Annotated in this window: 22 protein-coding genes; 12 read left to right on the top strand and 10 right to left on the bottom strand. The window is 73.5% G+C overall.

All coding sequences use genetic code 11. The features are described from left to right. Positions 1–23: 23 nt before the first annotated feature. Positions 24–767: a YqjF family protein gene (locus QMZ92_RS23030; protein WP_283299320.1), complete on the bottom strand. Its 744-nt coding sequence runs from the start codon at positions 765–767 to the stop codon at positions 24–26. A gap of 448 nt (positions 768–1215) precedes the next feature. Between QMZ92_RS23030 and QMZ92_RS23025 the strand changes: the two genes are divergently transcribed. Next, entirely contained in the window at positions 1216–2259 is a 1044-nt protein-coding gene (locus QMZ92_RS23025) for a serine/threonine-protein kinase (RefSeq protein WP_283299319.1), read from the top strand. Positions 2260–2313: 54 nt separating this feature from the next. Here QMZ92_RS23025 and QMZ92_RS23020 read toward each other — a convergent pair whose 3' ends face one another. Continuing rightward, the gene (locus QMZ92_RS23020; RefSeq protein ID WP_283299318.1) at positions 2314–2985 is read right to left on the bottom strand and encodes a type III effector protein; all 672 of its coding nucleotides are present in this window, start codon (positions 2983–2985) and stop codon (positions 2314–2316) included. 135 nt (positions 2986–3120) lie between these two features. On the opposite strand from QMZ92_RS23020, the gene QMZ92_RS23015 reads away from it, so the two are divergent. Further along, positions 3121–3555, top strand: a complete 435-nt coding sequence (locus tag QMZ92_RS23015) for an Hsp20/alpha crystallin family protein (RefSeq protein WP_283299317.1) — start codon at positions 3121–3123, stop codon at positions 3553–3555. A gap of 202 nt (positions 3556–3757) precedes the next feature. Next, positions 3758–4153, top strand: a complete 396-nt coding sequence (locus tag QMZ92_RS23010; RefSeq protein WP_283299316.1) for a DUF2267 domain-containing protein — start codon at positions 3758–3760, stop codon at positions 4151–4153. A gap of 137 nt (positions 4154–4290) precedes the next feature. Here the strand turns inward: QMZ92_RS23010 and QMZ92_RS23005 are convergent, their stop codons facing one another. Then, positions 4291–4512, bottom strand: a complete 222-nt coding sequence (locus tag QMZ92_RS23005) for a hypothetical protein (RefSeq protein WP_093659038.1) — start codon at positions 4510–4512, stop codon at positions 4291–4293. Positions 4513–4646: 134 nt separating this feature from the next. Between QMZ92_RS23005 and QMZ92_RS23000 the strand changes: the two genes are divergently transcribed. Beyond that, positions 4647–5477: an alpha/beta fold hydrolase gene (locus tag QMZ92_RS23000; RefSeq protein WP_283299315.1), complete on the top strand. Its 831-nt coding sequence runs from the start codon at positions 4647–4649 to the stop codon at positions 5475–5477. A 396-nt stretch (positions 5478–5873) separates the two neighbouring features. Here QMZ92_RS23000 and QMZ92_RS22995 read toward each other — a convergent pair whose 3' ends face one another. Next, the gene (locus QMZ92_RS22995) at positions 5874–6740 is read right to left on the bottom strand and encodes an EamA family transporter (RefSeq protein ID WP_283299314.1); all 867 of its coding nucleotides are present in this window, start codon (positions 6738–6740) and stop codon (positions 5874–5876) included. Positions 6741–7102: 362 nt separating this feature from the next. On the opposite strand from QMZ92_RS22995, the gene QMZ92_RS22990 reads away from it, so the two are divergent. The 4 genes from QMZ92_RS22990 to QMZ92_RS22975 all read left to right on the top strand — a co-directional run bounded on the left by QMZ92_RS22990 (position 7103) and on the right by QMZ92_RS22975 (position 10013). Further along, complete coding sequence (locus tag QMZ92_RS22990; protein WP_283299313.1) at positions 7103–7750, top strand: helix-turn-helix transcriptional regulator; 648 nt, start codon at positions 7103–7105, stop codon at positions 7748–7750. After that, a complete protein-coding gene (locus QMZ92_RS22985; protein ID WP_283299312.1) occupies positions 7747–8883 on the top strand; it encodes an aminotransferase class I/II-fold pyridoxal phosphate-dependent enzyme in 1137 nt (378 codons plus the stop codon). The genes QMZ92_RS22990 and QMZ92_RS22985 overlap by 4 nt, the downstream gene beginning before the upstream one ends. A gap of 226 nt (positions 8884–9109) precedes the next feature. Next, on the top strand, positions 9110–9436 hold the full coding sequence (locus QMZ92_RS22980; protein ID WP_283299311.1) for a plasmid stabilization protein: 327 nt from the start codon (positions 9110–9112) through the stop codon (positions 9434–9436). A 271-nt stretch (positions 9437–9707) separates the two neighbouring features. Beyond that, positions 9708–10013, top strand: coding sequence for a hypothetical protein (locus QMZ92_RS22975; protein WP_283299310.1), 306 nt, complete (start codon positions 9708–9710; stop codon positions 10011–10013). A gap of 78 nt (positions 10014–10091) precedes the next feature. Here QMZ92_RS22975 and QMZ92_RS22970 read toward each other — a convergent pair whose 3' ends face one another. Together QMZ92_RS22970 and QMZ92_RS22965 are read right to left on the bottom strand one after the other, a co-directional pair. After that, complete coding sequence (locus tag QMZ92_RS22970; RefSeq protein ID WP_283299309.1) at positions 10092–10628, bottom strand: hypothetical protein; 537 nt, start codon at positions 10626–10628, stop codon at positions 10092–10094. A gap of 13 nt (positions 10629–10641) precedes the next feature. After that, on the bottom strand, positions 10642–11226 hold the full coding sequence (locus QMZ92_RS22965; protein WP_283299308.1) for a GNAT family N-acetyltransferase: 585 nt from the start codon (positions 11224–11226) through the stop codon (positions 10642–10644). 414 nt (positions 11227–11640) lie between these two features. On the opposite strand from QMZ92_RS22965, the gene QMZ92_RS22960 reads away from it, so the two are divergent. After that, the gene (locus QMZ92_RS22960) at positions 11641–13020 is read left to right on the top strand and encodes an FAD-binding oxidoreductase (RefSeq protein WP_283299307.1); all 1380 of its coding nucleotides are present in this window, start codon (positions 11641–11643) and stop codon (positions 13018–13020) included. A 67-nt stretch (positions 13021–13087) separates the two neighbouring features. Here QMZ92_RS22960 and QMZ92_RS22955 read toward each other — a convergent pair whose 3' ends face one another. Further along, the gene (locus tag QMZ92_RS22955) at positions 13088–13684 is read right to left on the bottom strand and encodes a dihydrofolate reductase family protein (RefSeq protein ID WP_283299306.1); all 597 of its coding nucleotides are present in this window, start codon (positions 13682–13684) and stop codon (positions 13088–13090) included. A gap of 179 nt (positions 13685–13863) precedes the next feature. Further along, positions 13864–14097: a metallothionein gene (locus QMZ92_RS22950; RefSeq protein WP_093660046.1), complete on the bottom strand. Its 234-nt coding sequence runs from the start codon at positions 14095–14097 to the stop codon at positions 13864–13866. 363 nt (positions 14098–14460) lie between these two features. On the opposite strand from QMZ92_RS22950, the gene QMZ92_RS22945 reads away from it, so the two are divergent. Further along, on the top strand, positions 14461–15903 hold the full coding sequence (locus QMZ92_RS22945) for an RCC1 domain-containing protein (RefSeq protein ID WP_283299305.1): 1443 nt from the start codon (positions 14461–14463) through the stop codon (positions 15901–15903). 163 nt (positions 15904–16066) lie between these two features. After that, entirely contained in the window at positions 16067–16312 is a 246-nt protein-coding gene (locus tag QMZ92_RS22940; protein ID WP_283299304.1) for a hypothetical protein, read from the top strand. A 178-nt stretch (positions 16313–16490) separates the two neighbouring features. On the opposite strand, the gene QMZ92_RS22935 is transcribed toward QMZ92_RS22940, so the two are convergent. Further along, on the bottom strand, positions 16491–18140 hold the full coding sequence (locus tag QMZ92_RS22935) for an FAD-binding oxidoreductase (protein WP_283299303.1): 1650 nt from the start codon (positions 18138–18140) through the stop codon (positions 16491–16493). Positions 18141–18198: 58 nt separating this feature from the next. Here QMZ92_RS22935 and QMZ92_RS22930 point away from each other — a divergent pair, with 58 nt between their 5' ends. Next, complete coding sequence (locus QMZ92_RS22930; protein ID WP_283299302.1) at positions 18199–18861, top strand: TetR/AcrR family transcriptional regulator; 663 nt, start codon at positions 18199–18201, stop codon at positions 18859–18861. Between the two features lie 202 nt (positions 18862–19063). Here the strand turns inward: QMZ92_RS22930 and QMZ92_RS22925 are convergent, their stop codons facing one another. Then, the gene (locus tag QMZ92_RS22925; RefSeq protein ID WP_283299301.1) at positions 19064–20677 is read right to left on the bottom strand and encodes an FAD-binding oxidoreductase; all 1614 of its coding nucleotides are present in this window, start codon (positions 20675–20677) and stop codon (positions 19064–19066) included. Between the last annotated feature and the right edge of the window lie 22 nt (positions 20678–20699).

Genomic DNA, 20699 nt, shown 5'->3' with positions numbered 1-20699 from the left:
GTCCGAGAGCCCGTGCGTCCGCCTCAGCCACGGCCGACCGGCCGGGCCACACCCAGTCGTACGCGTTCCATCGGCTCCGCCAGGTGCGCCAGCGCGGGGGCCCCGGGGGCGGGGAGTCCGGCGTTCGCGGTCAGGGTCTCGCGCAACTCCAGGACTTCCGCACCGCGCAGCCGCCACGGCGGGTGCTCGATGCGCGTCTCCCAGAGCACGCCGGCCCGGTGCGAGAAGGACGACCACCGGGCGGTGAGCCAGCGATCCAGGTCCGGCGGTGTGCGGGCCGGTGCCCCTGCACGGACCGTCAGCCGGTAGCCGGGGGGCGCGGCCGGGCGGTTCCGTCCGCGTCCGGCCCGGCGCCGGCCGGTGTAGGTGAGGGTGCGCCCGTCGGGACTGCGCCGGACGGTCAGGTCCGACCAGTGGTACGGGATCCCGAAGGCCCGCGCCGCCGGCATGAGGGGGTGGCCGGCGTCGAGGGAGAGGAACCACACCCCGCTGCGCCCGTCCCGCGTTCTGACGTACGTCCGCAGATTGGTCTGCGCGAACGTTCCCCGGGGCAGCGGCACCAGTCCCAGCGGGTGCACCGATCTCATCACGAGGGCGACGAGGCTCACCCACGCGCGGCCGTCGGACTCGTCCGGCCGCAGCCCGGACGGCAGCAGCGGGCGTACCACGTCGGGCGGGTAGGGCCAGTGTACGTAGGTCTGGTGGGACAACCCGGCGGTCAGCGCGGGCAGTTCCCGGGGGAAGGGCAACCAGGGCGGTACGGGCAACGTCTCCTCCTGTGCGCGGTGCGGAGCGGTTCGCGAACCGTGTTGTCCCGATGATCCGGTAAGGCCCGCCGGGTGCCGGCGGATATCGGTCGGGGCTGACGCCGAAGTTCACCGTGGAGCAGCCATGGCGATGGAATCCGGCCAGCCGTCGGCAGCGGGCGAAGGGGGGCGAGCCGGGCGCAAGGGGTGCTGGGCGGGCGTGCCTGGCCCGTGGCCGGGCCACTCGCGCCGCCGGGCTTCGGTGAGCGGTGGTTGCGGGCGGCCGCTCGCGGACGATTCGAGGGGGCGGTCCCCGCCGGAGCGAGCCCCCGTGCGAAGGCTTCCGGCCGACGCGGCCGCCGGGACGGACCCGGGCGGGGAGGGAGGCCGATCGATAGAATTCAGGCATGGTGCTCTGGCTGACCGACCGGACGCCCCGTCCCGGCAGGCAGTACGGCGGTGGCTCCCCATGACGCCGGCGTCGGACGATATGAGCCTGTACTCGGGCCGGCCGTCCGGTCTGATCGGCGCCCAGATCGCCGGCTACCGGGTGGAGCGGGAGATCGGGCGGGGCGGTATGGCGGTGGTCTACTGTGCCAAGGATCTGCGGTTGGACCGCACGGTGGCGCTCAAACTCCTCGCGCCGGAGCTCGCCCGCAACGACACCTTCCGGCGTCGTTTCACCCACGAGTCGCGGGTCGCCGCGGCCATCGACCATCCGCACATCGTGCCGATCTTCGAGGCGGGCGAGACCGACGGCGTCCTGTACATCGCCATGCGCTTCGTGGCCGGGCTGGACCTGCGGGCGCTGCTGGACCGCGACGGCCCGCTGCCCGTCGCGACCGCCGTCCGGATCGCCGCCCAGGTGGCCTCGGCGCTCGACGCGGCACACGAGCACGATCTGGTGCACCGGGACGTCAAGCCGGGCAACGTCCTGGTCGCCAAGGGCACCGACATCGACCATCCCGAGCACGTCTACCTCACGGACTTCGGGCTGACGAAGAAGTCGCTCTCCCTGACCGGGTTCACCACCGTGGGCGAGTTCGTCGGCACGCTCGACTACGTGGCACCGGAGCAGATCTCCGGGCGGCCTGTCGACGGCAGGTGCGATCTCTACAGCCTCGCCTGCGTCGTCTACGAGACCCTGGCCGGCGGGCCGCCCTTCCAGCGGGACGAGGACGTCGCACTCCTGTGGGCACACCAGTACGACCAGCCCCCTCCGCTCACCGAGCGCCGGCCGGACATCCCCCCGGGCGCGGACGAGGTCCTGGCGAAGGCCCTGGCCAAGGTGCCCGACGACCGCTACGACTCCTGCCTGGAGTTCGTCGCAGCCCTCCGTGACACCGCGACGGCCCCGGCCGCCGCGCCGGCCGCGGTCAGGGCCGTTCCCACTCCGACACAGGTGGTTCCCGGCCTCGCCGAGTTCCCGGAGGATCCGGGCCCTCCACCGGACCCGCCCGCATGGGCCCGCCCGGTCTTCGTCCCGCCCGGCGGACGGCGGCCGGGCGGGTGACCCGGCACCGGCCGACCGGTCCGTCAGCCCGTCCGGGCGGGTGCGGGGCCGGTGTCAGTCGCCCCGGCGTCGCTCGCCCGTGTCCTCGCGTAGGCGTGCCGTGTGACGCGTGATCGTTTCGACGCGGGCCGCCAGGCCGGGGTGGTCGGCCTGCAGGTGTGAGTGCGTACCGGCCAGGGGTCCGATGAGCGCGGCGGCGTCGTCGTCGGCGAGAGCGCCGGCGAGGCGCGCCACCGGGGCGGCCGCGTCGGCCGGTAGATCGGTGAGAGCCGTGATCTGGCCGGCGAGGCGGCGCAGATCGCCCGCGTGGCCACGGGCCCATGCGCTGACGGTGCGGTTCGCCGCCCGGTGGTCGCGGGTGGCCTGCACGCGCTGCTCGCCGGTGGAGCCGGGCGCCCCGGGGCGTACGCGCAGATACCGGCGCTCGGCGGCCTGGCGACTCGCGACGCCGAGCGGATGGGCGAGGTCGGCCCAACTGGCTCCCGCTTCACGGGCCGTCTCGATCAGCCCCGGCTCCCATTCGGCGAGTTCGTCGCGCAGTTGACGCAGCAGGAGCAGGGCGGCCAGCGCCTCCTCGGCGCCGGTCGGGGGTGCGCCGGGCGCGTACCCGTACGGCTCCTCCCGGGCGGTGCGAACCGCCTCCCGCATGGTGTCCAGAGCCGCGGCCGCGGCATGGAAGGAGGAGAGCGGCGCTCCTGTGTTCCCGGGCTGGTCGACGGAGCTCATGGGATTCCCTTCTCGGCCAGAGTGTCATCCTTTCGGTGACATTCGTGCTTGTCGTCGTTCGGATGACATGCTACAACGGAAGCAGGTTCCCGCGCATTGGCAGGTACTGCCCGAACCGACTGGAGGTGTTTCACGATGTTGATGCGCACTGACCCCTTCCGGGAGTTCGACCGGCTGACGCAGCAGCTCCTGGGTACGACGGGCACCTGGTCCCGGCCCTCCGCGGTGCCGATGGACGCGTATCGCCAGGGTGACGAGTACGTGATCGCCCTCGATCTCCCCGGTGTCTCACCGGACGCGATCGACATCGACGTCGAGCGCAACATGCTGACGGTCAAGGCCGAGCGGCGACCGCCGGCGAAGGCGGACGACGTGCAGATGGAGCTCTCGGAGCGTCCCCTCGGTGTCTTCTCCCGCCAGCTCGTGCTGGCCGACACGCTCGACACCGAGCACATCAGCGCCGACTACGACGCAGGCGTGCTGACCCTGCGCATCCCCATCGCCGAGAGGGCGAAGCCCCGCAAGATCGCCATCGGCGACCGCCCGGGACGCAAGCAGATCACCGGCTGAGCCCCGCCCCGCGCGCCGGTCGTGGAGGACGGGGAGGAGCCTGCGCTCTCCCCGTCCTCCAAGTCCGTCGGCACCGCACCGACGCCGTAGCTTCCCCGCACTTCCCCACTCACGTGAGGCGAGGAGCGGGTCCCGACCCATGAGAAAGGCATGCACTGCACCGATGGTCCCCCAGCCTGAAACGGTCCCGACCGCACCGGGTATGACGTTCCAACACCTGCTGGAAAGGGTTCGCTACGAGGGCGCCTTCCCGACCCGTGAACGGGCCGAGCAAGCCGTACGCACCGTCCTTGCCGCGCTCGGCCGGCAACTCGTCGGGAACGAGCGCGTCGAACTCGCCGCCAGGCTCCCCGTCGAGGCCGCTCTCGCGTTCACCTCCCGGCCTCCCTGCGCCGAACCGCTCAGCGCCTGGGAATTCGTCAAGGACCTCGCGGCCCGAACGGGTGGCACCCCCGCCACCGCGCGCTGGGACGCGGGCTCCGTCCTCCACGTCGTCGCCGGTCTCGCCGGCCCCCGGCTGCTCGACCGCGTTCTCGCGGCGCTGCCGTCCGGATACGCACTGCTCTTCGGTCGCGCCGAGCTCACCCTCTCACGGTGATGACGGACGCACCGGCTGCCGGTCGCGGCCCCGTTCCCGCCCGTCGGCACCGTCCTGCCGCCGCCGTACCCCTGCCCCGGTGCGGAGGGGCTCCGCGACCCCGGCCGGTGGGCGTCACAGGCCCGTCCGGTTTCCCGTCACGGAGGTGACTCGGCCCACGACTGCGGGCCGCCGCCCCTCCACTCGATCAGTTCCGGGTCGTCGACCGCCGTGTCGGTTTCCGGCAGGTTCGCGCGGCGGAGGAACTCCAGCACGTCGAACAGGTCGTGCGCGGTACCGACCGGCTCTCCTCGGATCGTCACCGGTCTGCCACCGCTCGGCTCGATCGGATGAACGATCACAGGCGGGTTCGTGCCCATGATCCCAGGGTCCGTCCGGACCGGTCGGGACGCATCCGCACGCACCCGGACGGGTGCCGGCCGCGCCCCGGGCGCGGCCGGTGCCCTGGCACCGGACACCGGACGCGCCGACCATGGAGGAGGAGGTGCCGCTCATGGGTGAACAGGTCGAGGCCAACGGTGCGCGGTTCTGGGTGGAGCGCCGGGGCGAGGGCCCCGACGTCCTGCTGGTCGCGGGGCTGAGCGATCCCGCCGAGGCCTGGCAGGCCCAGCTCGACGGACTTTCCGACCGCTACCGGGTCACCGCCTTCGACAACCGCGGAGCCGGTCGGACACCGCTCCCCGACGGGCCGCTGTCGGTCCCGCTGATGGCCGACGACGCCGCGGCGCTGTTGTCGTCCCTCGGTGTGGAGCACGCCCACGTCGCGGGTTTCTCGGGCGGCAGTCTGATCGCCCAGGAGCTGGCACTGCGCCACCCGGGCCGGGTGCGCAGCCTCGTCCTCGTGTCCGCCTGGGCGCGGCCGGACGCGTACTTCCGTTCGATGACCCGGTTCTGGCACTGGCTCGCCGCCGAGGCACCGGGAGAACGCGCCATGCTCGAGGCGTTCCTGCTGTGGGTCTACACCCCGCGCGCCCACGCGAACGGCATGGTGGACCGGATCATCGACGAGACGCTGGCCTTTCCCCATCCGCAGTCCACCGAGGCGTTCCAGCGCCAGGTCGAGGCCTTCGCGGCGCACGAGACCCTCGACCGCCTGCCGGGGATCACCGCGCCGACGCTCGTGCTGTCGGGGGAGTGCGACCTCGCCGCGCCCCCGCGGTTCGGGCGGGCCGTTGCCGACGCCATTCCGGGTGCGGACTTCGAGATGCTGTTCGGCGAGGCGCACCAGCCCTTCCAGGAGTCGCCCGAGAAGTTCAACGCCCGGGTGGACGCCTTCTGGAAGGAGGTCGCCGGCCAGTACCCGGTGACCGAGGACGGCCCGTGACGGTCCGTACGTACGGCCCCCGCCGGCCGGCCCGTTCACTGCCGCACGATCTGGTCCACGCCGCGGTCGCACGCGTGCTCGGCATGACCGACGGTTCGGGGCACCATGGCCGAAGGCGCCGGGTTCCAGGGCTTCCCACCCCTTCGTGCACGGCAGGCGCAGCAGCCCGGGCCTGAAGGTGCCGCGGCGCAAGGGGGGACCGGGCCGCGGCGGCCGAGACGGCCGTCAACCGGGCCTGACGTCTCCGGTCCGGTTCTCCGCCGACACCGAAGCCCGCCCGCCCGCGCCCGACGACGCCTCCACCCGCCGGCGGGCCGTCGCGGGAGGGAGCGGTCTCGTCCGGCGCCGGCGACCGGGTCGCGTCCCCGGCAGCCGTGTGCGGGAAGGGACCTCCACTCAGCCCAGGGCGATCAGGACGACCGCCACGCCCGTGCACAGCAGCCCCGCGATCTGGACGGTGGTGGGGCGTTCGTGCAGGAAGACGACGGCCAGGACGACCGGGACCGCGGGGTACAGCGAGGCCAGCACCGTCGCCAGGGCCAGCAACTGGTGGAGGGTGGCGGCCTGGTAGAGCACCAGGGCCACCGCGCCCATCGACCCGACCGCCAGTGCCGGTAGGACGAGCCTGCGGGGCAGGTGGAGGGTCGCCCGGGCCGCCCGGGCCATGAGGGCGATCGTGAGCGTGGCCGCGGCGCGGGCGGCCAGGATCGGCCACAGGCCCGCGGCCGGGTCGATTCGGGAGATGGCGAGGAACTGCACCGCGAAGCCGATCCCCGCCAGCAGTCCGAACCGTGCGCCGGACGCGGTTCCCCCGGCCCCGGGGCCGTCGTTGCGGGAGACGAGCCACAGCGCGGGAACCGCCGCCGCTACACCCAGCCAGGCGAGCGGACTCGGCCGGTCGCCGAGGACGACGACGCCGACGAGCACGGGCAGCGTGACTCCGGCGGCACTGCTGAGCGGGGCCACCACGCTCATCCGGCCGGCCGCCAGTCCCCGGTACAGACACGCGACACCGATGCCGGTGCCCACCCCGGACAGCACGCCCCACCCCAGTGCGCCGGAGGTGATGTGGGAGGCCGTCAGGACCGGCGCCTCCACGCCCGCCACCGGCATCAGGACCGCCACGGCGAGCATCAGGACGATGCCGCCTACCTGCCCGAACGCCGCGACCGCGTAACTGTCCGCCCGCCTTGCGAGCAGACCGCTGAAGAAGTGCACGAGACCGAACATGAGCGCGGCGCTCAGCGCGAACAGTTCCGGCATCCACGCCCTCCCGGTGCCCGTCCCCGCCGCGCGGACGGCCGCCGGCCGCGGCGCGCGGCCGCGCCCCGGTCGTGGGCCGCACCGAGGGAGCCGTCCGGCGGACCGTCAGACCACACCATAGGGCGCGGACGGCCGGTCCGCCGACGATGTCCCGGCGCCCGCTCGCCTCGCCGCGCGGAGTGGTGGGGGAGCGGGTCCCGACGGCCCGGCGGCCGTCTCCGGATCCCCCGCCTGCGACCCCGGGAGCCGGGGCGTGTCCCGCAGCCCGCGCCTGGACAGTTCGTCCGGACTGGACGTACAGTCCGGAAATAGGAGGCGCGGCCGTACGCGGAGCCGCGGCCACGGAGCGGGAGGCGGCAGCCATGGAGACGACGGAGGAACCGGATCCGCGCGTGCGGACGTGGTCGGCGGTGTGCCAGGCCGTCGCACGGCTCCTCGGCCCCTACGCCGAGGTGGTCCTGCACGACCCTCGCACCGACAGCGTTCTCGCCATCTGGAACCCCGTGGACGGCCGCAAGGCCGGCGACGCCTCGATGCTCGGGGAACTGGACGCCCTGGAGCCCGCCGCACAGGACGTCTTCGGCCCGTACGAGAAGATCCTCGCCGACGGCCGCCGGCTCTCCTCGGTCAGCGCCGTCCTGCGTGACGCCGACGGCGATGCCTCGGCCGTCCTCTGCGTCAATCTCGACCGCACCCCGCTGGAGCGGGCCGCCGCCCTGCTGAGCTCCTTCGGCGCCCCCGTCGTGGAGCGCCCCGAACCGCTCTTCGAGCAGGACTGGGCCGAACGCGTCCAGCACGTCGTCGGCACCTATGTACGGGAGTGCGGCCGCCCGGTCGAGCGCCTGACCCGGCAGGACCGGCTCGCGGTACTGGGACGACTGGACGAGGCGAGGGTGTTCGGCGTCCGCCGCGCCGTCCCCGTCGTGGCCGGCGCCCTGCGTGTGTCGCGCTCCACGGTCTACGACCTCCTGGCCGAACACCGAACCCCCAGTACGAAGGACCCCGCATGACACGGCTGCCCGACTTCCGACTCGAAACCTTCTTCTCCCGCTGGGAGTTCGCGGCCCGCCACCACCTCACCGCGTCGGACGCCCAGAGCATGGCTCTCGGCGAACTGCTGGCACTCGCCGACGACGAGGACCGCGCAGCCTTCGAGAACCTGCATCTCGGCTACACCGAGACCTACGGCGACCCGGCCCTGCGCGAGGCCGTCGCCGCCACCTACGAACGGGCGGACGCGGCCGACGTGCTGTGCTTCGCCGGTGCCGAAGAGGCCCTCTACCTGGCCATGAACGTCCTTCTCGGGCCGGACGACCACGCCGTGGTGATCACCCCCAACTACCAGGCGGCCGAGACGGTGCCGCTCGCCCTGTGCGAGGTCACCGGTGTCGCGCTCGACGCCGACCGTGACTGGGCCCTGGACCTGGACGCCGTGGTGGACGCCCTCCGCCCCCGTACCCGGGTCGTCTCGGTGAACTTCCCCAACAATCCCACCGGCAAGGTCGTCGACGCCGGAACCTTCACCGCTCTGGCGCGGATGTGCGACGAACGCGGCATCCACCTCTTCAGCGACGAGGTCTACCGCGGCCTCGAACGCGACCCCGCCCGCACCCTTCCCCAGGCCGCCGACCTCTCCGAACACGCCCTGTCGCTGAACGTGACCTCCAAGGCGCTCGGCCTCCCCGGTCTGCGGATCGGCTGGATCACCTGCCGCGACCGCGCCCTGCTGTCCCGGCTGGAGCGGGCCAAGCACTACACCACGATCTGCAACTCCGCCCCCAGCGAGGTCCTGGCCAGGATCGCCCTCAGGGCCAGGGAGACCATCCTGGCCCGCAATCGCGCGCTGATCGAGCGCAACCTGCCCGTCTTCGACGCCTTCTTCGCCGAGTTCCCCGACCACTTCGACTGGCGGGCGCCCGACGGAGGCTGCGTCGCCTACCCCCGCTACCTCGGCCCGGAAGGAGTCGAGGAGTTCTTCTGCGCCCGCCTCCTCGGCGAGGCCGGGGTCCTGCTGCTGCCCGCGAGCATCTACCGCTCGGAGCTCACCGCCACCCCCACCGACCGCTTCCGCATCGGGGTCGGCCGCCGTGGCGCGGAGGAGGCGCTGGACGCGTTCGCCCGGTGGATGAAGGTCCGGCGATGACCGCGTGCCCGTCCCCGCCGTGGAACTGATCCGGCCGCGACACCGCCGCTGCCAACCCGGACGCCGGCACACCGGCTCCCCGGCATCCGGCGTCGGCCGCCGGCGGACCGGCGTGCCACCGGTGGCGCATCGGCGTCGCGAGGGTTGAAGCCCGCACCGGGGGAACCCGCCCCGTAGAGAGCCGTACGTCCGGCTCTGCGAGTGACCGTCGCCGAAGGAGCACGTCATGCCTGCTGGATCCGGCGCCAAGCGGGAGCGCCAGTACGAACACATCAGGGAGAGCGCCGAGAAGCGGGGCGCCTCGCCCTCGCGCGCCAAGGAGATCGCCGCCCGCACGGTCAACAAGGAACGGGCCCGTGCGGGCGAGTCCCGGACCGCCGGCAAGACCTCGACCGGGGACCGGAAGTCCGCCTCCCAGCGGGGTGGCGAGCGGTCGCACCGGGGAGCGCAGGGACCGACCAGGGACCAGCTCTACGATGAGGCCAGGAAGAAGAACATCGAGGGCCGCTCCTCGATGAACAAGGACGAACTGCGCCGGGCACTGGGGCGCTGACCCCTCCGCGCAACCGCGGGGACGGCCACACCGCCGGACGCGTTCGTCCGCCGTACGCTCGAAGAGTGTCCGGGCGAGGAGTGTGACGGCCCTCGTCCGGACCCGAAGGGCGAGACGGCGCAGCACGGGCGCGCCGCCTGCGGGCCGGGCGCGCGGATTCCCTGCGTACGGGAGCGATGAGCGGGCACGCGTACCTCGGACGCCCCCGTGCCGGGGCGGACGCGAGGTACGGATGAGCCGGGTCGGGGACGCAACAGAGGCTGGGGGCGGAGTGCCGAGGGAGAGACGGCTGTCGGCGCGCGAGATCGCGATGCTGGACCAGATCGAAGCCGGGCTGCGCGCGGGGCGGCCCGCCCGGCGGGGAATCGGCGGGCGCGAGGCGCTCCTCGTGGGGGCGGTGGCGACGGCGACGCTGGCAGGCGTGCTCTTCCTGTGGGCTGCCGCCACCGGGTCGTCCGGCATCGGGCTGGCCGCGGTGGCCGTGTGGGTCACCGCAGTGCTGCTGGTCTCCCGGCGTCTGGGGCACGGACCGGAGGGGTTCCGACGCTCGGGGTTGTTCCCCTGCCGGCCGTGGTGAGGCCGCCACCGAGCGAGGCCTCCCTGCGGCGCCGTTCGGGGCGCTCGGGCAGGGAAGCGCCGGTCCTGCCGCGGAGCGTCAGCCGTCGGGCGTCAGGACGTCCGGCACCTGGGTGCGCAGGAGCAGCCCGTCGGCGCGGACGTTGCACTCGTTGATCGTGCGGGAGACCTCCCGCACGAAGCCGCTCCGGCTGTGCAGCCGCAGCGTCACCGTCACCTCGCCGAGCCCCCGGCGCGGTCCGTCCGCCTCGGCGAACGACCGGTACAGGGTGTTGGGCCAGCGGTCGGCGTCGTCGTCCCGCCAGAGCCGTACGGCCGGGTCGCTGAACCGGCAGGGCTGGCCGCCGTGCGGTTCCTGCAGCAGCGAATGGCTCAGGGGCAGCGTGCCGAGAAGGGGAACGAGCCGGGAACGCAGATCCTGGTTCTCGACGAAGCGGTACTGCTGCCACTGCCTGCCGGCTGGGACGGTCATGCGCAGCGCGACGAGCAGGAAGGGGTGCCCGGCGGGGGACAACTCCGGGGAATCCGAGCGCCATTGCGGCCATGATGTCGACGAGGCCACCGTTGCCTTTCCCCCGCCTTCTCGGCCGTAGCGCCGCCCGTGCTCGGTCTCCACCGCTCGGATTATGTCATCCCGTCGATGCTCGGGAGACCGGCCGATCCCCGTTCGCCGCCCGCCATTCCGGGGCGAGCACGGACCAGACCTCCATGTCGTGGCGCTTCCCCCGGTACGGGTAACTCTCGCGCAGTACCGCGTCCTTGGTCATTCCCAGCCGCCGGGCCACCGCGATACTGGGCTCGTTGCCGGACGAGACCCACCATTCGACGCGGTGAATGCCCCGTACCCCGACGGCCCAGTCGATGAGCACACGGGCGGCCCGGGTGACGAGCCCCCGGCCCGCGGCCGACGGCTCCAGCCAGCAGCCCGCCTCGGCGGTGCCCTCCGCGACGTCCATGGTCCGGAGAATGACGGCGCCCACCAGAACGCCGTCCCGGCGGATGCCGCAGATCCGGCCCGCGTCGGCCGCGGTCTTCTCGGCGTACGCCCGCAGGAACGCCCGGCTCGACTCCAGATCCGTGACCACGTCCGGCAGCCCGTTGAACCGCCCGATGAAGTCCCGCCCCCGATCGATGTGGGCCAGGAACTCCTCTGCCTGCCAGGGCTCCAGCGGCCCGAGCTCCGCGCCGTCGTCACCCAGGGATATCGCGTACATGGTCACCTTCCGCCGCCTGAACCGGGCACCCGTCCAGGGGATCCTCGCACGGACGGGGCGGGGGCGGGGCGGCCGGCCCAANCACCTTCCGCCGCCTGAACCGGGCACCCGTCCAGGGGATCCTCGCACGGACGGGGCGGGGGCGGGGCGGCCGGCCCAACGGCCCCTCCGCACGGCCGGGTCCCGTGCCCCGGGCCCCGAACGACACCGCTCGGGGCCGTCCGAGCGCGGGTTCTGGCAGCAGCACTCATACCCGCTCAGTCTCTAGGAACGGGTAAAATGGGACACGTACTCGTACTCGCCGCCACGGGCCGCGTTCCCACCGGGCCCGCGTATCACGGTGGTTCCTCGCGACCCGCACGTCGATCCCAGCTTCATTCGCAGCCGCACCCGGCGCAAGTCCTGGAGCCCGCGATGCGTGAACAGAGGCAGGCCGGAGCCGTCGAAGGGACCATCGTCCGGCGGGGCGACGCCGGTTACGAAGCACTTCGCGCCGCGATGTTGTGGAACGAACTGAAACCCGAGCGGTTCCCCGAACTCATCGTCCGTGCCGCGTCCGAGCGGGACGGCCCCGCCGCGGTGCGGCTCGCCCGGTCCCTCGGCCTGCGGATCGCCGTACGGTCCGCGGGGCACAGTTGGTGCGGGTCGCCCGTGCGGTCCGACGGCATGCTGCTCGACCTCTCCGCTCTCCGCCGGTACGCGATCGATCCCGGGGCTGCGACCGCGTCCGTCCAGCCGGCCGTCACCGGCCGCGAACTGGCCCCGGCCCTCGCCGAGGCGGGCCTGGCCTTTCCCACGGGGCACTGCGGGACGGTCGCCCTCGGCGGATATCTGCTCAGCGGGGGGCTGGGCTGGAACTCCGGCGCGCTCGGCCCGGCCTGCCACAGTGTCGAGGAGATCGAGGCCGTGACGGCGGACGGCGAGACCGTACGGTGCAACGAGCGTGAGAACGCCGACCTGTTCTGGGCCGCGCGGGGTGCCGGCCCTGGCTTCTTCGCCGCCGTCACCCGCTTCCGGCTGCGACTCCACCCGGCGCCCGGGGCCATCGCGACGACCACGTACGCCTTCCCCCTGTCGGACGTCGAGCCGGTCTGCCAGTGGGCCACCGAGATCTCGCACGAACTCGAACCGGCCGTGGAACTCGCTCTCACCCTGGCAACGGCCGCCCCGTTCACGACGGACGGGACGCCCCGCCCGAAGGTCGTCACCGTCACGGCTACAGCCTTCGCCGCCGACGGCGAACACGCCGACGAGGCCCTGCGCCCGCTCGGGAACTGCCCGTTCGCGGACGGTGCGGTCCACCACCGGGCACCCGGACCGACGTCCTTCACCGCCCTCGACGGCACTGCCGACGGCCTCCGGCCGCCCGGGCTGCGCTACGCCGCCGACGCCCTCTGGTCCGACGCCGACTTCGCCGCCCTGCTCTCCCGGCTCGGCGAAGCGATGCGCGAGGCTCCCTCCGAACGGTCGCTCGTCCTCGCTCCGTTCGCCCCGGCCTCCCACGACGGCGACCTGCTGCGCGACATGGCCTTCTCGGTGCTCGGCGAGACGTACGCGGCCCCCTACGCCATCTGGGACGACCCGTCCGGCGACGAGGCCAACATGCGGTGGCTGCGCGAGGCGACGGCCTCCGTGGATCCCCTGGGCACCGGCCACTACATCGCCGAGGCCGACCTCACCGCCCATCCGGCGCGGGCCGAGCGCTCGTTCAGGGCGAACGACTGGGAGCGGCTGCAGAACCTCAGGGCCCGCCACGACCCGGAAGGTCTGTTTCACACCTACCTCGCGCCGTGACCGGGCCCGGCTCTCCCACCAGGGGGCCGGGCGACCTGTCCGACCGGACGGTGCACGGCCGGGACGCCTACTCTCCGGCGGCCGGCCGGTAGACGCACACGTGCACACCGGTGCCGCTGGCGACGGTGGAGACCAGCTCCAGAGAGTGCTTGCCCCCGTCGCCCGGGAAGATCGTCTTTCCGCCGCCGAGGAGTACCGGCATGATCATCAGCCGGAGTTCGTCGACCAGTCCCTCGGCGATGAGGGTCCGGGCCAGGGTCGGGCTGCCCATCACGACCAGATCGCCGCCCTCGGTGTCCCGCAGCTCCCGGATCCGGGCGACGGCCTCGTCACCGGGGATACGCCTGGTGTTGTGCCACGTCAGCTTGTCCTCGCCGAGCGTCTGCGACACGACGTACTTCGGGAGCGCGTTCATCCTGTCGGCGAACGGGTCCCCGGCCCGCTCCGGCCACGCGCCGGCCATCGTCTGCCAGGTGCGGCGCCCGAACAGCAGCCCCTCCGCATTCCTGAGCGCCTCGTCGAACGCGCCGCCCACCGTCTCCGGGTCGAAGAACGTTTGCGACCAGCCACCGTGCGCGAAGCCGCCGTCGGTGTCCTCCTCGGGACCGCCCGGGGCCTGCACGACGCCGTCCAGGCTGATGAACTCGGTGATCACGATGCGCATGGGAGTGACTCCTCTTCCTGCTCCGACGGACTGCTTCAAAGGAGACGGTGCGCAGCGCGAAAAGTCATCGCACGCCCTCGGCCCCACGGGTATGACATGGAGCACAGTAGGCGCGTGGAGCGCGGCGTACGGGTCCCTGCGCCGCCGGCGCAACTCCCGCCGCGGCCGCGCGGTGCGGCTCAGGCGTGGTCGGCGAGCTCCGCGACGCCCTTCTGTCGGGCGCAGTGCGCACAGCAGTAGAACTGCCCGTCGGCCTGCAGTCCGTGGCCGAGGATCCGGCACTGGCAGTTCTCGCAGATCGGTGCCATCCGCTGGGCCGCACACTCGATGCTGTCGAACGTGTGCACCGCTCCGGCGGCGTGCACCTCGAACGACATCTCGTAGTCGTTGCCGCAGACTTCGCACTTGGCCATGGCTGTGCCCTTCGAGCTCTGGGGTGTATGTGCCTGGAACGTAGCGAGCGGCCCGTACCGGACGCCGCCGACACGGACGAGCGCACGGCCGACGGGCCTAAACGCACCACCCGCCCGGCCCCACCCCGCGCGAGCGGTCCGCGCCCACCGCCACGAGCGCGCGTGCCCACGACCCGGAGGCCGCCCGCCCCCGCCTCGCCGCTCGCCCCGACGGGTGCCCGGCCCGACCGGGCACCGGGAGACGGGTTCCGCACGTGTCGTGCCGGACGGTACGGGGGTGACTGGTATGCCTGTGGCTGGTTTCTTCAGATTTCGTACCGCAGGGGAGGCGGTGGGGCGGGACCGGACGAGAGGGAGAGTGTCATGGGTGAAGCGCATCCGCCGGCCCGCGGTGCCGCAGGACGTAACCGTACGGTGCTGGCCGCCGCGCTGGTGGCGACGCTGGTCTGGACGCCCGGCGCCTTCGCGGCCGACCCGTTCGGCGGTGGCGCCGCGCCGTTCGCGCAGGCGTGGGGCGACAACGAGGACGGCCAGCTCGGCACCGGTGACAACGCCGACAGCACCGTGCCCGTCGCCGTTCCGGAACTGACCGGAATCGGGAGTCTCGCCGCCGGCTTCGGGCACAGCCTGGCCCTGCTGCGGGACGGCACGGTGTGGGCGTGGGGGGACAACGACAACGGCCAGCTGGGCAACGGCACCGAGACCGACAGCAACGTTCCCGTCCGGGTCCCGGGCCTCACCGGCGTGAAGGCCGTCGCGGCCGGCGACGACTTCAGCCTGGCCCTGCTGCGGGACGGCACGGTCCGGGCGTGGGGGGACAACGACAACGGCCAGCTGGGCAACGGCACCGAGACCGACAGCAACGTTCCCGTCCGGGTCCCGGGCCTCACCGGCGTGAAGGCCGTCGCGGCCGGCGACGACTTCAGCCTGGCCCTGCTGCGGGACGGCACGGTCCGGGCGTGGGGGGACAACGACAACGGCCAGCTGGGCAACGGCACCCTCGCCGACCGCTCCCTCCCCGTCGAGGTGCAGAACCTCTCCGGCGTGAAGGCCCTCGCCGGCGGCGACAACCACGCCGCCGTCCTGCTGCGGGACGGCACGGTGTGGGCGTGGGGGGACAACGACAACGGCCAGCTGGGCAACGGCACCCTCGACGACAGCACCATCCCCGTCCAGGTGCAGGGCATCACCCGGGCCAGGGCCGTCGCCGCGGGCGGCAACCACAGCCTCGCGGTGGTCAGGGACGGCCGGGTGCTGTCCTGGGGCGACAACTTCTCCGGCCAGCTGGGCAACGGCACCAACATCGACAGCACGACCCCGGTGGAGGTCCGGACACTCACCGGGGTCAGGGCCGTCGCGGCAGGTCTCGGCCACAGCGTCGCACTGGCGGGCGACGGCACCGTGTGGGCCTGGGGGGACAACGCCTCCGGGCAGCTGGGCAACGGCACCCTCGACGACAGCACCATCCCCGTCCAGGTGCGGGGCCTGCGCGGGGTGACGGGCATCTCCACCACGGAGGACCACAACCTCGCGCTGACGTCCTCCTGCCGCTGCGGCGGTGCCGGTCTGCCGAGCCCGCCGTCCTGCCGCTGCGACGACTGGCTCGGAGGGCTCCCGGGCAGTGGCGAGGACGACCCCGGCGACGAGCCCGGCCCCCGGAGCGTCGTCCACGCCTGGGGCGAGAACGGAGAGGGCCGGCTCGGCAACGGCGGTACCGCCGACAGCAGCGTTCCCCTCGCGGTGACCACCACGATCGGGAAGGCCGGACTCATCGCGGCAGGCGGTGAGCACAGCCTGGCGGGCTGAGCAGCCACCGGCACCGGGGCGTACGGGCGGCCGTGCCGGCCTCCCCGGGGAGGCCGGCACGATCCCACTCCGGGCACTGCCGGACTTCGGGCACCGCCGGATCTCCGGCACGTCCCGGGGCCCCGGCCCGCGGCGGACGGTGACCCCGGGTAACCTCCCCCGTATGAGCAGGCGTCCCCGTGGTCGTGAATGGCCCCCGCAGGTCGAGGAACTACCGCCTCCCGCCGACCTGGTGCATCACGGAGCGCTGCAGATCACCGAGACCGACTGCGAACGCTGCGGGACGCGTCTGTCCGGCCTCAACGGCCGCTACGCGTGCGGGGTGTGCGGGTGGACGAACCCGTGGAACGACGGGCACCGCGATCTGCCGAGCGCCGAGGAGGACCCCGACCACCCGCGCCGGCGGTAGCCCGCGGGGCGGGCGGCGCAGCCCTCCACCGCTCCCGGGCCGCGGCACCAGCGTGCGGCTCGCACAGCGGCCTCGTCCGCGCAGTCGTCGTCGGCCCGCCCCGGGTCGCCTGCCCGGTCCGGCACGGGGCGGGCCGGCCTCTGCAGGGCCTGCCGATGCCGCATCGACCGAGGGGCCGTCAGGCCGGCGCGTTCTCGTCGCGCACCGCGCCGGGCCGATCGGCGGGGTCGAGCAGAACGCCGGGGTTGAGGATCCCCGCCGGGTCCAGGACCTGCTTCGCGGCGCGCAGGGCGAGCGCGAACGGCTCCGGACGCTGGCGGTCGTAGCCGGGGCGATGGTCGCGTCCCACGGCGTGGTGGTGGGTGACGGTCGCGCCGAGATCGCCGAGCACCTCGATCGCGGCCGCCTTGATGTCGTCCCACACGGCGACCTCGCTCCCGCGCCGCGCCGCGGCGATGACGGTGAAGTACGGTGCGGCGCCGTCCGGATAGACGTGCGTCAGACGGCAGTTGACCATGGCCTCGGCGCCCGTCGCCTTCCGTACGGTGGCGCCGAGTGCGCGGCGTGCGGTGTCGACGAGCAACGGGAGCCGGTCCCAGGTGCACGCCGTCTCGAAGGTCTCGCTGATCACGCTCATCCGGGCGAGCGCGTCGCGCAGATACGGCATGCGCAGGAACGCGGACCGCCAGGTGCCCGCCGCCGCGTCGCCGCCGTCCCCGCCGGTGGGACCCGGTAGGCCACCGTGCTCCCGGGCGAGCTCGACGAGCTCCGCGAGCCGTCCGTCCACGGGCCGGTCGGCTGCTTCGACTCCGAGGACGAGCGCGCTCCGGCCGTCGTCGGAGACCTGGGCGAGGGCCGCCTCCGCCGGGTCGAGCAGCCGGCAGTTGGCCGGATACAGCCCGGACTGGGAGATCGCGCGCACCGCGCTCAGCGCCGCGTCGAAGCTTTCGAAGAACACCGTGGCAGACGCCCTGTGCCGAGGGCGGTCCTGCAGGCGCATCCATGCCTCGGTGATCACTCCCAGGGTGCCCTCGGAGCCCAGGAACAGGCGGTCCGGCGACGGACCGGCGCCGGAACCGGGCACTCTCAGCGACTCGTTGACGCCCGCCGGCGTCACCACCCGCAGCGACTCCACGAGATCGTCGATGTGGGTGTGGAGCGTGGCGTAGTGGCCGCCCGCGCGGGTGGCCAGCCAGCCGCCGAGCGTGGAGAACTCGAAGCTCTGCGGGAAGTGGCGCAACGTCAGTCCGTGCGGCCGGAGCCGGTCCTCCAGGGCGGGGCCGAGGACTCCGGCCTGGATCCGTGCCGCACGGCTCACCCGGTCGATCTCCAGCACCCGGTCCAGCCCGGTCAGGTCCATCGACACGACACCCCGGTGCATACCGGCCCGGTACTCGACGCCGCCGACGACCGAACTCCCCGCCCCGTAGGGAACGACGGCCACGTCCGCGCCCGACGCCCAGTCCAGGACGTCCGTCACTTCCCGCTCCGACCGGGGACGGGCCACCAGGTCGGGCGCGGGCCGCAGGTCGCGGTACAGGGCACGGACGACATCGCGGTACGCCTTGCCGTACGTGTGGCCCGCCCGTTCCTCCGGCGCGTCCGACATGAGGTGTCCGAGCGCGGCCGGAGCCGCGACGCGGGACGCGGGCAGGTCGAGGTCGGCGACGCCGGGCACCGGCAGCGGGGTCTCCGCCGCGCCGGGCACCAGGGCTCCGAGGGCCGTGCACTCACTGTCCGGCAGGGCCTCTTCTTCGGCGCCCCATCCCCACCAGGAGCGACGGGGACGGGGACCGGCGAACGGGGAGGGGGAGCTGAGGAGATCCATCGATCTTCCCTCTCAAGAATTTACCGTCTGGTAATTTACCGTAACGTATAGTCCTGTCATGGGTACTGCAAGGGGTCAGGCGACACCCGGTTCCGATGAGGGGCGCGACGGGCGCGGCGCGGGCACGAAGGGCGTACCGCGCGCCCGCCGGGAGGAACAGATCATCGCCGCGGCGATGGAGGAGTTCGGCCGCAGCGGGCATGCCGGCGCGTCCATGGCGGCGATCGCCCGGCAGGTGGGCGTCACCAAACCGATGCTCTACACCTACTTCGGCTCCAAGGACGGCCTCTACCTGGCGTGCCTGGAACGTGTCGCCGCACGGCTGCTCACGGCGATCGAGGACACGATGACCGCCGGCCGGCCGCCGTCGGCCACGCCGCTGGCCCACGCGGTCCTCACGGCGCTCTTCACCGCCCTGGAGGACGAACGCCATGCATGGTTCGTGCTCTACGACCGGACGCTCCCGCCCGGATCGGATCTCCGCTCGGCCGCGCAGCGGCACCGAGCGGCCGTCGACGGCCTCGCGGCGGAGGGCACGGCCGCGCTGCTGGGACGCAGGGGCAACAAGGACCCGCTCGACGCGGACGCCCTCAAGCACGTGTGGACGGGCACGGTCAGCGCACTGGTCGGCTGGTGGATCTCCCACCCGGAACAGTCCGCGGGGGACATGAGCGCCCGCTGCGCGCGTCTGCTCTCCGCGATCCGTGACGACGCGTACTGATGCTCCTGTCCGAACGCCGCGGGGAGGCGTCGCGTTCGGACGCGACGGCAGCGGACCCCGGCGCCCCTGGCCGGCCGGCTTACCGTCCTCGGGCGGCCCCGTCGGCGCGGACTTTCCCCCCGACGGTGCGTCCGGCCCCACTCCGACGGCGTGGCTCGGGAAGCGCCCCCGGGCCGCTTCCCGGATCGGCGGCGGGCTCGGCTCAGAACGACTGCGGGTGACGGAACAGCCGCCCAGGGTCGTACGCCGCCTTCACGCGGGCCAGCCGCTCGGCGTTGGCCCCGAAGTACGAACGGCGCCAGTCGCGCAGCTTGGGATCGGTGTAGTTCTGGTACGCCCGGCCGCTCGCCCACGGCCGCATCGCCGTGTGCGTGCCGTCGAGCCACGCCTGGTGGCGTTCGACCGTGGCGGCGGCCGCGTCGTCCGGCCAGGACACGATGTACTGCGCCAGGAAGAGCGCGTCGCGGTGGACGAAGGCCGTGGCGTCCGGCCTGACCCGTCCCACCGCGCCGCCCAGCGCGTCGAGGGCGACGCTGCCCGCGCCGCCCCCGGTGAGAGCGGCCAGCCGCTCCACCCGGTCGAGCAGCGCCTTGACCCCGTCCGCCGGGATGCGCCTGGTGTAGAAGTCCGAGCGTGCGGCGTACGATTCGCGCGCCACGCGTCCCTGCGGGTTGCGGCCGGGCAGTGTGCCCTTCTGATGGGACTGGGCGATGGTGAACCCCGACACGCCGCCCATCACCTTCATGGCGTCCATGAAAGGGCGGGTGCGCACCGACACCGACCGCGCCGGCGCGCCGACGGCGTCGGCCAGCCGGTCGAGCCGGTTTTCCAGGTCGCCGCGGTCCGTGAGCGCCAGGCCCCCGACCCGTACCGACCCGGGCCTGCCGCCCACCGGAGCGGAGAGATGCAGATTCGCCCAGACACCGTCCGGCGCGGTGGGCGCCCACTCCTGCCACTCGCGCACCGCGGCGGCGGCCTGCGGCCACGGCCAGCTCAGGAAGAACGTGGTGCACGGCGGCGCCGCGTGGGTGCGCATCCGCAACTCGGTGACCACGCCGAACTGGGCGTTGCCACCCCCGCGCAGGGCCCAGAACAGGTCAGGGTCGTGCGCGGCGTCCACCATGCGTATCCGCCCGTCGGCGGTGACGATCCGGGCGCCGACGACGCTGTCGCTGGTCAGACCGTACGCACGGCTGACCACACCGATACCGCCGCCCAGCGCCAACCCCGACACCCCCACGGTGGGACAGGACCCCGCGGGCACGGTCCGCCCGCGAGCCGTCAACCGGGCGTACACGTCGATGAGTTTGGCCCCGGCGCCGATCGTCGCGGTCGTCCCCGACAGCGAGACGCCCGCCATCCGCTGGACGTCCACGACGAGACCCGGCCCCGAGGACCATCCCGCGTAGGAGTGGCCGCCGCTGCGTACCGCGACCGGCACCTGGTGACGCTTCGCGAACTCCAGGCAGCTGCGGACGTCCTCCGGCCTGGCGCAGTACGCGACCGCTGCCGGCCGCAACCCGTCGAAGCGCGGGTTGAAGAGCTTGCGGGCGGAGTCGTAGTCACGGCTGCCGGGCCGTACGAGAGACCCGTCGAGCCCACGGGCCAGTGCCGTCCAGTCCCCGGCGCGAGGCGCCCCGGCCGCCCGGGGAGCGGGGACCGCGCGCGGGGGGCCGGCGGACGCCCCCGCCGCCCCACTGCCCGCCGCCACACCCAGCCCGGCGGCGATCCCCGCCCCGAGGACGCCGCGCCGACTCAGCGCCCGCGCCCTCGCGCCGTCGGAACCCGTCCGCTCCCCGTCGCCCCACCGCACCACGCCGCGCCCCTCGCCCTTGCCG

This window comes from Streptomyces sp. HNM0645 (assembly GCF_030056615.1).
Taxonomy (GTDB): domain Bacteria; phylum Actinomycetota; class Actinomycetes; order Streptomycetales; family Streptomycetaceae; genus Streptomyces; species Streptomyces marianii.
The sequence above is the reverse complement of the archived record's forward strand: the minus strand, read 5'-3'. Positions and strand labels throughout refer to the sequence as shown.